The organism is Enterobacter asburiae (assembly GCF_024599655.1).
GTDB lineage: Bacteria > Pseudomonadota > Gammaproteobacteria > Enterobacterales > Enterobacteriaceae > Enterobacter > Enterobacter asburiae_D.
In genome coordinates, this window is sequence record NZ_CP102247.1 from 481,879 (window position 1) to 494,976 (window position 13,098).

At 60.1% G+C, this 13,098-nt stretch carries 14 protein-coding genes; 9 read left to right on the forward strand and 5 right to left on the reverse strand.

Annotation, left to right across the window (positions count from 1 at the left end):
* Positions 1-250 precede the first annotated feature (250 nt).
* Complete coding sequence (locus tag NQ230_RS02210; RefSeq protein ID WP_008503018.1) at positions 251-655, forward strand: OsmC family protein; 405 nt, start codon at positions 251-253, stop codon at positions 653-655.
* 86 nt (positions 656-741) lie between these two features.
* Here the strand turns inward: NQ230_RS02210 and NQ230_RS02215 are convergent, their stop codons facing one another.
* The 3 genes from NQ230_RS02215 to NQ230_RS02225 are packed head-to-tail and all read right to left on the reverse strand — an operon-like array spanning position 742 to position 2,879.
* Entirely contained in the window at positions 742-1,611 is an 870-nt protein-coding gene (locus NQ230_RS02215; protein ID WP_032662303.1) for a phosphoribulokinase, read from the reverse strand.
* 30 nt (positions 1,612-1,641) lie between these two features.
* Positions 1,642-1,860, reverse strand: coding sequence for a YheU family protein (locus NQ230_RS02220; RefSeq protein ID WP_063144226.1), 219 nt, complete (start codon positions 1,858-1,860; stop codon positions 1,642-1,644).
* A complete protein-coding gene (locus tag NQ230_RS02225) occupies positions 1,857-2,879 on the reverse strand; it encodes a hydrolase (protein ID WP_121426105.1) in 1,023 nt (340 codons plus the stop codon). The genes NQ230_RS02220 and NQ230_RS02225 overlap by 4 nt, the downstream gene beginning before the upstream one ends.
* 228 nt (positions 2,880-3,107) lie before the next feature.
* On the opposite strand from NQ230_RS02225, the gene mdcA reads away from it, so the two are divergent.
* The 8 genes from mdcA (at position 3,108) to mdcH (ending at position 10,159) form a co-directional block, all read left to right on the forward strand.
* A complete protein-coding gene (gene mdcA / locus NQ230_RS02230; RefSeq protein WP_032648362.1) occupies positions 3,108-4,763 on the forward strand; it encodes a malonate decarboxylase subunit alpha in 1,656 nt (551 codons plus the stop codon).
* The gene (locus NQ230_RS02235) at positions 4,763-5,620 is read left to right on the forward strand and encodes a triphosphoribosyl-dephospho-CoA synthase (RefSeq protein ID WP_257259781.1); all 858 of its coding nucleotides are present in this window, start codon (positions 4,763-4,765) and stop codon (positions 5,618-5,620) included. The genes mdcA and NQ230_RS02235 overlap by 1 nt, the downstream gene beginning before the upstream one ends.
* Positions 5,621-5,629: 9 nt before the next feature.
* Entirely contained in the window at positions 5,630-5,929 is a 300-nt protein-coding gene (mdcC, locus tag NQ230_RS02240; protein ID WP_257259782.1) for a malonate decarboxylase acyl carrier protein, read from the forward strand.
* Entirely contained in the window at positions 5,922-6,755 is an 834-nt protein-coding gene (locus NQ230_RS02245; protein ID WP_257259784.1) for a biotin-independent malonate decarboxylase subunit beta, read from the forward strand. Before mdcC ends, NQ230_RS02245 begins: the two co-directional genes overlap by 8 nt.
* Positions 6,755-7,555, forward strand: coding sequence for a biotin-independent malonate decarboxylase subunit gamma (gene mdcE / locus NQ230_RS02250; RefSeq protein WP_121426198.1), 801 nt, complete (start codon positions 6,755-6,757; stop codon positions 7,553-7,555). Before NQ230_RS02245 ends, mdcE begins: the two co-directional genes overlap by 1 nt.
* A 128-nt stretch (positions 7,556-7,683) precedes the next feature.
* Positions 7,684-8,643, forward strand: a complete 960-nt coding sequence (locus NQ230_RS02255; protein WP_257259785.1) for an AEC family transporter — start codon at positions 7,684-7,686, stop codon at positions 8,641-8,643.
* A 2-nt stretch (positions 8,644-8,645) separates the two neighbouring features.
* A complete protein-coding gene (locus NQ230_RS02260) occupies positions 8,646-9,263 on the forward strand; it encodes a malonate decarboxylase holo-ACP synthase (protein WP_257259787.1) in 618 nt (205 codons plus the stop codon).
* Positions 9,263-10,159 (forward strand): malonate decarboxylase subunit epsilon, encoded by an 897-nt coding sequence (mdcH, locus tag NQ230_RS02265; RefSeq protein ID WP_257259790.1) that lies wholly within the window; start codon positions 9,263-9,265, stop codon positions 10,157-10,159. The genes NQ230_RS02260 and mdcH overlap by 1 nt, the downstream gene beginning before the upstream one ends.
* 63 nt (positions 10,160-10,222) lie before the next feature.
* On the opposite strand, the gene NQ230_RS02270 is transcribed toward mdcH, so the two are convergent.
* Together NQ230_RS02270 and NQ230_RS02275 are read right to left on the reverse strand one after the other, a co-directional pair.
* On the reverse strand, positions 10,223-11,155 hold the full coding sequence (locus tag NQ230_RS02270; protein WP_213822723.1) for a LysR substrate-binding domain-containing protein: 933 nt from the start codon (positions 11,153-11,155) through the stop codon (positions 10,223-10,225).
* Between the two features lie 15 nt (positions 11,156-11,170).
* Positions 11,171-13,075, reverse strand: coding sequence for an ABC transporter ATP-binding protein (locus NQ230_RS02275; RefSeq protein ID WP_257259793.1), 1,905 nt, complete (start codon positions 13,073-13,075; stop codon positions 11,171-11,173).
* Between the last annotated feature and the right edge of the window lie 23 nt (positions 13,076-13,098).

A 13,098-nucleotide genomic window follows, 5' to 3' on the forward strand; every position in this document is an offset into this window, starting at 1 on the left:
TTGCAATCGAATTCTTACCCATACCCTGGGAAGTCGGCTACCGTAACGTTTCGCAGCCAGTAAAGTTTGATGTCCTCTGCATACATGTGTAACGTCAATGTATTACTGTAGCATCCAGAGTGTTTTAGCATAGCTTTCGCCGCGTGTCTCCTGGTGTCTCGCTTCAGCATGATGCAGGTCGCCTTCCATTGCGAGAAATGTAACGCACGCGTAATCTGTCACCAAAAATGCAACGTTGGAGTTTAAGAATATGCAAGCGCGCGTGAAATGGGTTGAAGGTTTAACGTTCCTGGGCGAGTCCGCGTCAGGACACCAGATTTTGATGGACGGCAACTCCGGCGATAAAGCACCCAGCCCAATGGAAATGGTGCTGATGGCGGCAGGGGGATGCAGCGCAATCGACGTGGTGTCGATTCTGCAAAAAGGTCGTCATGACGTGACGGATTGTGAAGTCAAACTCACGTCTGAACGTCGCGAAGAGGCGCCACGCCTGTTCACCCATATTAACCTGCACTTTGTGGTCACCGGTAAAGAGCTGAAAGACGCGGCCGTCTCGCGTGCGGTGGACCTGTCTGCGGAGAAGTACTGCTCGGTGGCGTTAATGCTGGAGAAAGCGGTAAAAATCACGCATTCGTATGAAGTGATCGAGGCCTAATCTTTTGGCGGGTGGCGCTTCGCTGACCCGCCCTACAAAAGCACGACCGTAGGCCCGGTAAGCGCAGCGCTACCGGGCAAAACAACTCACGCGATCTGCTTCCCTTCCATCAGTCGCTCCACCAGCGGCGTCATGATGAGCTCCATCGCCAGCCCCATTTTTCCGCCCGGCACCACTAACGTATTCATGTGCGAAATAAACGAGCCCTGCAGCATGGCCAGCAGCCAGGGGTAATCAATGCCGTCGAGGTTGCGGAAATGGATCACCACAAAGCTCTCATCCAGAGACGGGATACTTTTGGCGGCAAACGGGTTGGAGGTATCTACCGTCGGCACGCGCTGGAAGTTGATATGGGTGCGGGAGAACTGCGGCGTCAGGAAGTTAATGTAATCCTCCATGGAGCGCACCACGGAGTCCATCACCGCTTCGCGAGAATGGCCGCGCTCGCTCATGTCACGCGTCAGCTTCTGGATCCACTCCAGGTTAACGATAGGGACCACGCCGACCAGCAGATCCACGTGGCGGGCCACGTCGTGTTGAGGGGTGACCACGCCACCGTGCAATCCTTCGTAAAACAGGACGTCGGTGGGTTCCGGCAGCGGTTGCCACGGGGTAAAGGTTCCCGGCACCTGATTCCAGGGAACGGCTTCATCATAGGTATGCAGATACTTGCGGGACTGCCCTTTGCCGCTCTGACCGTACTCGATAAAGGTTTGTTCCAGCAGGCCGAAGTCATTGGCTTCCGGGCCGAAGTAGCTGATGTGTTTACCCGAATCGCGCGCCTTACGGATGGCCATGTCCATTTCCGGACGCGTGTAGCGGTGAAAGCTATCGCCTTCGACCTCCGCCGCACGGAGATTCAGCTGGGCGAAAATCTTGCGAAATGCGAGGCTGGTGGTGGTGGTTCCCGCACCACTCGACCCCGTAACGGCAATAACCGGATGTCTGGCAGACATAGCAACTCCCTGACTGAAAAGTGTGGAAGATCAGCCGTGAAACGCGTTGCGGGGCATGATATTGACCGTCTCATGCAGTTCTGACCACACCAGCAGCACGTCGCCGCTTTTCAGCTGGCGCTTAACATCGTTGACCTTTTGCTCAAGCGAGCGTTCCTGTTCACCATAATCGGTGCCTTCGCGTAATACAAAGCTTTCAATCAGATTATCGAGCGTTTCGGGAGCCAGATCCTGCCAGGGAATAATCATTTTGCACCGTCCAGATAAGGGGTTAGCCAGTCAGGAATTCGCGCCTCAAGCCACATTTTCGGGCGGCGCAGCGTGCCGCCGATAAACCCGACGTGGCCGCCGTGCTCGGTCAACTGATAGTGAACGTTGTCGGGCAGGAACTCCTGAGCGGGGATCGAGTGATGATCCATAAACGGGTCATCTTTGGCGTGAATAATCAGCGTTGGCTGCGTGATCTTGCTGAGCAGCGGCATGGCGCTGCACTGACGATAATAGTCAATCGCATCGGCGAAGCCGTGGATTTTCGCGGTGATCAGGTCGTCGAACTCGCGAATACGGCGCACCTTTTTCAGCTGGCGCAGGCTGACCGGCAGGGTATCCGGGTAGGCCTTCAGCTTACGCGCCGCGTTGGCCTTCAGCAGGTTGAGCAGGTAGCGCTGATAGACGCGGGAAAAGCCTTTATCCATGTGGTAGCTGCACTGCTCCAGCATAAACGGCGCGGAGACAATGACGGCGGCATCCAGCGGGACGCTTTCGCCCTCTTTGGCCAGCAGACAGGCCAGCATATTTCCGCCCAGCGAGTAGCCCACCGCGGCGGTTGGCACGGTGCCAAAGTTGTCCCGCAGCCAGTGTAAAAACCACGTACCGTCTTCGGTTTCACCCGAGTGATAAATGCGTTTCTGACGATTCGGTTCGCCGCTGCAGCCGCGAAAATGCATCACCACGCCGAGCCAGCCGCGCGCTTTTGCCGCCTCAATTAATCCATGCGCATACGGGCTGTGCAGGCTGCCTTCCAGACCGTGAAAGACCACCAGACGCGGCTTATGGCGGGCCTGTTCCGGCGCTTCGCTCCAGGCGAGATCCAGAAAATCACCGTCTGGCAGGTCAAGCCGTTGCCAGTGCGGGATGAACTGAACCTTGCGGCGGATCAGTCGCGGCAGCATGGTCTGCAGGTGGGGGTTAGCCACGCCGCGCATGGGCACGAACTCAGTGCTGTCTTCGGCCGCAATGTCGAAGTCTGATGGAATGATTTGGGTCATAAGGGCGATGCTGATTCTTGTCAGAAATTTACGGTACTTTCCGAATTGTACCCCGTTTAGCCTGGTTTTCCGAAACATGAACTGATCCCGATCACAAATCTTTACCTTGATTATTACTCTCAGGCTAATGATTCCGCTCTACGCTTAATTGATGCCTTTCTCACCAGAGCGCACACTTTACTCAACGTTAAGCAAATCAAAATGATTAGCTGAATCAGGAGGTTAATAATGTTATCTGGGCAAACACCCACCCGGCAATGGAACACGCGACGCAGCGAAAAAGCGCGTCGTCTGGCCTCCGTACCGGTGCAGGGCAAGGTACTGCCAACCGGCGATCTTGTCGCCATGCTGGAAAAATTAATCGCGCCTGGCGATAAGGTCGTTCTGGAAGGTAACAACCAGAAGCAGGCGGATTTCCTTTCCCGCTCGCTGGCCGAAGTGAACCCGCAAATCGTTCACGACCTGCATATGATCATGCCGAGCGTCGGCCGTAGCGAGCATCTGGACATCTTCGAGAAAGGCATCGCCCGCAAGCTGGACTTCTCCTTCTCCGGGACGCAAAGCCTGCGTATTTCGCAGCTGCTGGAAGACGGTCAGCTCGAAATCGGTGCGATTCACACCTACATCGAACTTTACTCACGCCTCTACGTCGACCTTTCGCCCAACGTGGCGCTGATTGCCGGTTTTAAAGCCGACCGCAAAGGCAACCTCTATACCGGAGCGAGTACCGAAGATACCCCGGCGCTGGTGGAAGCCGCCGCGTTCCACGACGGCATCGTCATCGCACAGGTGAACGAGCTGGTGGACGACGAGTGCGAGCTGCCGCGCGTGGATATTCCGGGCTCCTGGATCGACTACGTGGTCGTTGCGGACAAACCGTTCTTTATTGAACCGCTGTTCACCCGCGACCCGCGCCTCATTAAGCAGGAGCATATCCTGATGGCGATGATGGCCATCAAAGGCATCTACGCAGAGCACCAGGTGCAGTCCCTGAACCACGGTATCGGCTTTAACACCGCGGCGATTGAGCTGCTGCTGCCCACCTACGGCGAACAGCTCGGCCTGAAGGGCAAAATCTGTAAACACTGGACGCTGAACCCGCATCCGACGCTGATCCCCGCCATTGAAAGCGGCTGGGTGGAGAGCGTGCACTGCTTCGGCGGCGAGCTGGGGATGGAAGAGTACATCCGCGCCCGTCCGGACGTGTTCTTTACCGGTGCCGACGGCTCCATGCGTTCCAACCGCGCCTTCTGCCAGCTGGCAGGCCAGTACGCGGTGGATATGTTCATCGGCTCTACGCTGCAGGTTGACGGTTACGCCAACTCCTCAACGGTGACGCGCGGTCGTCTTTCCGGCTTCGGCGGTGCGCCAAACATGGGCCATGACCCGCACGGTCGTCGTCACGCGACCCCGGCCTGGCTGAACATGATCACCGAGCCGGACCCAATGCAGCGCGGTAAAAAACTGGTCGTGCAGATGGTGGAAACCTTCCAGGCGGGCGTGAAGCCAACCTTCGTGGAAAAACTTGATGCCGTTGACGTGGCGAAAGCCTCCGGCATGCCGCTGGCACCGGTGATGATTTACGGTGATGACGTGACGCACGTGCTGACGGAAGAGGGGATTGCCTACCTCTACCGGGCGAAAGATCTGGAAGAGCGTCGGGCCATGGTTGCCGCCGTCGCGGGGATCACCGATATCGGCCTGGGCGTTGACGCCAAACGCGTGGCGGAACTGCGCCAGAGCGGCAAAGTGGTGTACCCGGAAGATATGGGGATTCGCCGCACCGACGCCACCCGCTCTCTGCTGGCTGCGGGCAGCGTGTCTGACCTCGTGGAGTGGTCCGGCGGTCTGTATAACCCACCTGCGAAATTCCGGAGCTGGTAATGAAACTTCTGCCCCAGATTCAGGTTGAAGGCGGTGCCGAATGGCTGGCGCGAACCGCCACGCAGTGTCTGATTGACGAAGCACGTTTAAGCCCGAAACCCGGTCTGGTGGACAGTCGGGGGAACGGCGCGCACCACGATTTATCCCTTGCGCTGATGGAGCGCTCCGCGCACAGCCTGACTCCCACGTTTCAGGCGCTGGCGCAGCAGAGCTGGCTGCGTCCGGCAGATATTGCGCTTCGGCAAACCGTTGGCCGTCTTGGCCGCGAAGGCGAGCAGCAGATGATGGCGGCCACCGACGGGGTGAATACCCATCGTGGCGCGATCTGGGCGCTGGGATTGCTGGTGAGCGCGGTGGCGATGCTGGGCGGTGATGCAGCTGCGCAGGCCGTCGCGAATACCGCCGCGCAGCTGGCGAAACTCCCGGACGACGCGGCACCGAAGGTGTTCAGCAAAGGCCTGCGCGTCACGCACCGCTACCGCGTGCCGGGCGCACGCGAAGAGGCGCAGCAGGCGTTCCCGCACGTTATGCAGCGCGCGCTGCCGCAGCTTCGCCTCAGCCGTCTCAACGGCAGCAGTGAGGCGCAGGCCAGGCTCGACGCGCTGATGGCCATCATGACCTCCCTCACCGACACCTGCGTGCTGTCGCGCGCCGGAATGGAGGGGCTGGACGCCATGCAGAGCGGTGCCCGTGCGGTACTGAATGCAGGAGGCTGTGCAACGGCTGCGGGCCAGCAGGCGCTGGCGAGCTTAGATCGCCAGATGCTCTCGCTCAACGCCTCGCCGGGCGGCGCTGCCGACCTGCTTGCCGCCACGCTGTTTCTCGACCGCGTCGAAACGCCTTATTCAAAGCATTAAGAGGAAGTTATGGAAAAAATTACATTGACCGTGCCAGCCAGCCGCGCGTTAAGCGGCAGGGCGCTGGCGGGCGTCGTCGGCTCCGGGGATATGGAGGTGCTCTTCAGCGCCGAACCGGGCCAGACGCTAACCATTGATATCACCACCTCAGTCGACAACAGCCGTGGCCGCTGGGAGGCGCTGTTCAACCGCCTGCAAACGGTCAGCAGCCTGCCTGCAGGCAAACTGACCATTCATGACTTCGGCGCGACGCCGGGCGTGGCGCGCATTCGCATCGAACAGGTTTTTGAGGGGGTGAGCCATGCGTAACGACAGCAGCTTTATCGAACTAAAAGCGCGCCAGCGCGCGCAGGCTCTGCTTGACGAGGGCAGCTACCGCGAACTGCTGGATCCGTTTGAAGGCATTATCTCTCCGTGGCTTGGGCCGCAGGGGATTGTTCCGCAGGCCGATGACGGCATGGTCGTCGCAAAAGGCACCATCAACGGTCAGCCTGCGGTCGTGGTCGCGATTGAAGGCGCGTTCCAGGGCGGCAGCATGGGCGAAGTGTCCGGTGCAAAAATGGCGGCGGCGCTGGAGCTGGCGGCGGAAGATAACCGCAACGGCATTCCGACGCAGGCTGTGCTGTGCCTCGAAACCGGCGGCGTGCGTCTTCAGGAGGCTAACCTCGGCCTGGCGGCGATTGCCGATATCCACGCCGCGATTGTAGACCTGCGTCACTACACGCCCGTTATCGGGATTGTGGCCGGGACCGTGGGCTGCTTCGGCGGGATGTCCATTGCCGCGGCGCTATGCAGCTACCTGATTGTGACCCGCGAAGCGCGTCTTGGCCTCAACGGCCCGCAGGTTATCGAGCAGGAGGCGGGCATTGAAGAGTACGACTCCCGCGACCGTCCGTTTATCTGGAGCATGACCGGTGGGGAAGTGCGCTATCAAAGCGGGCTGGTGGACGCGCTGGTGGGCGACGGTGTAAATGCGGTGAAAGCGGCGATGAACGACGCGATTGCGAAAGGCGTACCGGCGAAACACCGCACCGATAACTACGACGATTACCTGAACCGTCTGACGAATTTCGACACCCGCAAGCAGGCCGATGCCGAACAGATTAACGCGCTTTTTGCCCGGGAGGTGAAATGATGAGTAATTCAAAAAGCCGTGGCGAGCTCTGGCTGGAAACCCTCGCCCCGAATGCCAAACGTATCGAAGGGCTGTGCCCGTCCGTGCAGGCAGCAGACGGCGAGCTGAACGGTGAGGCGGTGCGCTTTGTGGCCGTGGTGCCGGATGCCAACAACCACTTCCCGCGCGCGGCGAAAGGTGAAGTCGGTCTGCTGGAAGGCTGGACGCTGGCGAAGGTGGTTAGCGAAACCGTCGCCGCTGACGCAGAGAAGTCCGTCAAACGCCCGATTGTGGCGGTGATTGACGTCCCAAGCCAGGCCTATGGCCGTCGCGAAGAGGCGTTTGGTATCCATCAGGCGCTGGCAGGATCCGCTGCTGCATATGCTAACGCGCGCCTGGCCGGTCACCCGGTGATTGGGCTTATCGTCGGCAAGGCGATGTCCGGCGCGTTCCTGGCGCACGGCTACCAGGCCAACCGTCTGATCGCCTTTAACGACAAGGGCGTGCTGATCCACGCGATGGGCAAAGAGTCCGCCGCTCGCATCACGCTGCGTACCGTCGAGGCGCTGGAAAAACTGGCGGCGACCATTCCGCCAATGGCCTACGACATCAGCAACTACGCGACGCTGGGGCTGCTCTCCAGCCTGCTGGACATCAGCAACCCGGATGCCCCATCCGATAACGATCTGGCGCAGGTGAAATCCACCCTGCAACAGGCCATCAGCGATGCTCGTCAGGACGCGACGCTTAAAAACCGTCTGGGTGCTGACAACCGCCGCAGCTCGGCGCTCGTACGCGAACGTATGCGAGCCAGCTGGTAAGTAAAAAAAAGACCTGCCAGAGATGCAAACCCCCGCGAGCGCGTCCGCTGCGCCCGCGTGGGAGCCTGCATCCTGAAAAATAATAAACATCGCACCAGTGCTAAAACTTTTTTTACTACAGGTGATTTATGACTTACGTAATTGTTCATGCTCTTGCACCGATTTTCGTCATCATGCTGCTGGGATTCTGGGCCGGTAAGGCAAAGATGGTCGATAACAAAAACGTTTCCCTGCTCAATATCTTCGTGATGGATTTTGCACTGCCTGCCGCGCTGTTTAGTGCCACCGTGCAAACGCCGTGGACCGGCATCGTGGCGCAGTCGCCGCTGATTCTGGTGCTGACGCTGGCGATGTGGATTACCTATGCGGCCATCTACTTCCTCGCGACTAAAGTCTTTAATAAATCCCCGCAGGACGCGGCCGTGCTGACCCTGACGGTGGCGCTGCCTAACTACGCGGCGCTGGGCCTGCCGATTCTGGGCAGCGTGCTGGGTGAAGGATCGTCCACGTCGCTCTCCGTGGCGGTCTCTATTGCCTGCGGTTCAGTGCTGATGACCCCGTTCTGCCTGCTGATCCTGGAGCGTGAGAAAGCGCGCGCCGAGGGGAATAACTCTGGCTCAACGCTCTCCATGCTGCCGGTGCTGATGTGGCGCTCCATTAAGAAACCGATCGTGATGGGCCCGCTGCTGGGCGTGATTCTGTCCGCCATCGGGATCAAAATGCCGGAGCTGGTGCTTGCGGCGATTAAACCGCTGGGGCTGTCGGCGACCGCTGCGGCGCTGTTCCTGACCGGGGTGATCCTCTCTGCCCGCAAGCTGCAGATCAACACCATGGTGATCACCTCCACCATCGCCAAGCTGCTGATTCAGCCTGCGATTGCCTGGGGTATTGTGCTGATCTTCGGTCTGCACGGCTCCGTGGCGATCACCGCTATCCTGATGATTGCGCTCTCTGCGGGCTTCTTCGGCGTGGTGTTCGGTAACCGCTTTGGCGTGCAGTCGCCGGATGCTGAAGCCGTGCTGCTGTTAAGCTCCGTACTGTGTATCCTGTCGCTGCCGCTGTTTATCTCGCTGACTTCAGGAATGTAATTATGACCACAACATTACGCCCGCACGACCTCATCTGGCTTACCGCGCGCGACGCGCTGGAAGGCATCACCGAATCCTGGGTGGAGGCGGCCTGGCATACCGGCCTGCCGGTGGTGGTGCGGCGTGATGTTGATAGCGAAGGCCGCATTCCCGTTGGCGTGCGCGGATTACGCCGCGACCAGCGGGCGGCCGGATGGGTGAAGCCCGAAAACGTCCATCGCGTCGTTTCGCCTGAGGCGTTGAGCGTGACGGCCGATCTGCTGCGTTCGCCGTTTGTGACACAGCCGCCGGTTCAGGTGGCGCTGCAGCTTGCGCAGCAGGCGTGGCCGTGGACGTGGGGGATCACCGGCAGCACCGGCTACGCGCTGGCGACGGGTATTCCGGTTATTCATGCCGACAGCGATCTTGACCTGCTGATCCGCGCGCCGCAGCCGATTTCCCCCGATGCTTTTACCGCATGGCAGTCGCAGCTGAGCCGCGCGCTGTGTCGGGCGGATACGCAGGTGGATACCCCCGAGGGCGGCTTCGCGCTGGCGGAGTGGCTGCGTGACGGCAAAACGCTGCTGAAAACCCGTCGCGGACCGCGCCTGGTGGCGGATCCGTGGCGCAGGGAGGAGTGATGAAACTACTGTTTACCTTTCCGGGACAGGGCACGCAGCATGAAGACATGCTGCAAAACCTGCCGGGAACGGAACTGGAACAGGCGCGAGAGGTGCTGGGCGCCGAAGTGGATACGCTGGACAGCGCGGACGCGTTAACCCATACCCGCGCGGTTCAGCTTTCGCTGCTGATTGCCGGTGTGGCCTGGGGGCGCGAGCTGGATCGTCGCGGCGTGACGCCGGATATCGTCAGCGGCCTGTCCATCGGCGCTTATCCGGCGGCGGTTATCGCGGGCGCGCTGGACTTTTCGGACGCGCTGAGGCTGGTGGCGCTGCGCGGTGATTTGATGGAGCAGGCGTACCCGCACGGCTACGGCCTGACGGCAATCATGGGCTTAACCCTGCCGCAGGTAGAAACGCTGATTGAAGGCACCGGAACCTACATTGCCAACCTGAACGCAGAAACGCAGATCGTGATTGCCGGAAGCGATGACGGGATGGCGCAGGTGGCGGCGCGAGCGCTGGCCAAAGGGGCGAGCAAGGCCAAACGGCTGGCGGTCAGCGTGCCGTCCCACTGCGAACTGCTGGCGGAACCGGCGAAAAAGCTGGCGGCGGCATTTGAGTCCGTCACGCTGGCTCGTCCACGCTGCGCGTACCTGAGCGGCAGTACCGGCCGCGTGCTCTGGCAGCCGGAAAAAATCGCCGACGATCTGGCGATGAACATGGCGCGAACCGTGCGCTGGCAGGAGGCGGTGATTTCCGCTAACGAGCGTGAAGCGCGGCTGGCAATTGAGATGCCGCCCGGCGGCGTACTGACCTGCCTGACGCGGCAGGCTGCGTGGGAAGGGGAGACCCTTTCGCTGGAACGCAGCGGGGTAGACGTGGCGGTGCATCTGGCGAAGCGGCTTCGTGCGTGAGTTTTTTTGCCCGGTGGCGGCTGCGCCTTACCGGGCCTACGGGTTCGGTTGTCTTGTTTTATATCACACACTTTCCTGCAGGCTGCGCGCATACATCCGCCCTTCGGCGGCTAATGCCCGCAGGCTCGGGTCCTGCTCGCGGTTGCGGGCGAAGACGATGGCGATCAGCTGCTGCATCTGGTACGGCTCCGCCAGCTTCAACAGCTGCACCGAATTCTCGTAGACCTTCTTCATCCTGCCCGGCATCAGCGTAAAACCCACGCCTGCCTGCACCAGGCTCAGCATCGAGAAGATGTCATTCACGCGGGTGACAATTTCCGGCTCGAACCCGGCGATATGAAACGCCTCCTGAAACCCGGCGTAGGTCGCAAAACCTTCTGCAAGCGCGACAAATTTCTGATCTTTGTAATCGCGGAGATCCGCTGGCCCGTGGGTATTCAGCGTGGCGGAAGCCGGTGCGGCGAGGAAGATGTCGTCGTGGAAGAGCGGCAGAACCTCAAGGCTGTTGCGGTCTATGTCGCTTTCGGAGATGGAGATAAGAATCGCGTCCAGCGAGCCTTCATCCAGCATGTGCAGCAGGGTGTCGTTGGAGCCCATCGTCAGATCCATCTCCAGATCCGGACGGCGCAGCTTCATGCCCATAATCAGGCGCGGCACGGTTTCCAGCGTCAGGGAGTAGAGCGTGCCCACGCGCAGCCGCCCCTGGCCGATACCGGCGATTTTGCGCGACTCTTCCAGCCCGCGCTCCATCACCTGCATCACCTCCTGGCAATACTCCAGCAGCGTCCAGGCGGAAGGCAGGGCAATCAGGTTGCGCCCCTTGTGGGTAAAGAGCGGGCAGCGCACGTTCTCTTCCAGCGTGTGCAGCGCGCGGTGCACGCTGACGCCGCTCAGGCCCAGCGTTTCGGCGGTACGCGCGATATTCCCTTTCTCCATAAACGTCATGAAGATGCTGAGCTTGCGGAATGTAATATCGCTCGTGGTATCGAAACGCATAACCCTCCCGATGGTTTAGTCGGCCTGAAGCATCGCTTCCAGCTGTTCCTGCGCGTCCAGCCACGCCATCTCGCACTCTTCGAGGCTGGATTTGGTTTTCGCCTGGGTTTGCAGGCAGTCCGTCAGCTCAGCCTTGCGGCTCTGGTCATACAGACCGCTGTCGCCGAGCTTCTCTTCAACGATAGCCAGCGTGGCGTTGAGCTTTTCCATCTCTTTTTCGAGTCGGGTAATCTCTTTACGCAGCGGCTGCGTCTGGGTGCGCAGCTCCGCTTCACGACGCTTCTGGTCTTTACGCGCCTGCGCGCTGTTGGCGTTGTCTTTTGCTGACTCTTCCGGCTGGTTCTCCTGCTTCTGCACGTCCGTCAGCCACTGCTGGTAGTCTTCAAGGTCGCCGTCGAACGGTTCAACTTTGCCGCCGTGCACTAAATAGAGATCGTCCGTGGTGGAGCGGATCAGGTGACGGTCGTGCGAGACGACAACCAGCGCGCCTTCGAACTCAATCAGCGCTTCGGTCAGCGCCTGGCGCATGTCGAGATCCAGGTGGTTGGTCGGTTCATCGAGCAGCAGCAGGTTCGGGCGCTGCCAGACGATCAGCGCCAGCACCAGACGGGCCTTTTCGCCCCCGGAGAAGCGCTCGGTGTTTTCAGTCACCTTATCGCCCTGGAAACCGAAGCCGCCGAGATAGTCGCGCAGCTTCTGCTCCAACTCCTGCGGTGCCAGGCGCGCGAGGTGCTGAATCGGCGATTCATCCGCGCGTAAAAATTCCAGCTGATGCTGGGCGAAGTAGCCCAGCTTGATGCCCTTCGCCAGGCCGATTTCACCGCTGACCGGGTTAAGCTCGCCCGCCAGCAGCTTGATCAGCGTCGATTTACCGGCGCCGTTACGCCCCAGCAGGCCAATGCGCGAACCCGGCACCAGGTTGAGCTTGATGGAATCGAGAATAATGCGGTCGGCATAGCCCGCGCTGACCTTCTCCATCTTCAGGAGCGGGTTTGGCAGGCTTTCCGGTTCGCGGAAGCTGAAGTGGAACGGGTTATCCACGTGCGCCGGGGCAATCATCTCCATGCGTTCCAGCATCTTGATGCGGCTCTGGGCCTGCTTGGCTTTTGAGGCTTTGGCCTTGAAGCGATCCACGAAGCTCTGCAGGTGCGCCACGCGCTGCTGCTGGCTTTCGTACATCGACTGCTGCTGGGCAAGACGCGTCGCGCGCTGGCGCTCGAAGGAGCTGTAGTTGCCGGTATACTCGAACATCGTTTGCTGTTCGATATGAATGATTTTATCCACCACCGGGTCAAGGAAGTCGCGGTCGTGGGAGATCAGAATCAGAGTGCCCTGATAGCTCTTGAGCCACTTCTCCAGCCAAATAACCGCATCGAGATCGAGGTGGTTGGTCGGTTCATCGAGCAGCAGCAGGTCAGAGCGGCAGATCAGCGCCTGCGCCAGGTTGAGGCGCATACGCCAGCCGCCGGAGAAGTCGCTGACCGGGCGTTCCAGCTGTTCATTGCTGAAGCCCAGGCCGTGCAGCAGGCTGGAGGCGCGGGAGCGAATGGTCCACGCGTCGATAGCGTCCAGCTTGCCGTGAACGGTGGCGATGGCGTGACCGTCGTTGCGCTCGTTAGCAGAATGAAGTTCCGCCTCGAGCTTACGGTATTCACGGTCGCCGTCGATAACATAGTCGAGTGCCGGTTCGCTCAGCGCCGGCGTCTCCTGGTTTACCCAGGCGAGCTGCCAGTTCCCCGGGAAGGTAAAGTTACCGCCATCCGCGCTAATCTCGTTTTTCAGCAGCGCCAGCAGGGTTGATTTACCGCAGCCGTTTTTGCCGACCAGGCCCACTTTTTGGCCTGGGTTGATGGTAGCAGTGGCGTTATCCAGCAGGACGCGCACGCCGCGACGAATTTGTAACGAGGAGAAAACAATCATAGAAGCGCCGTATGTTCCGACTA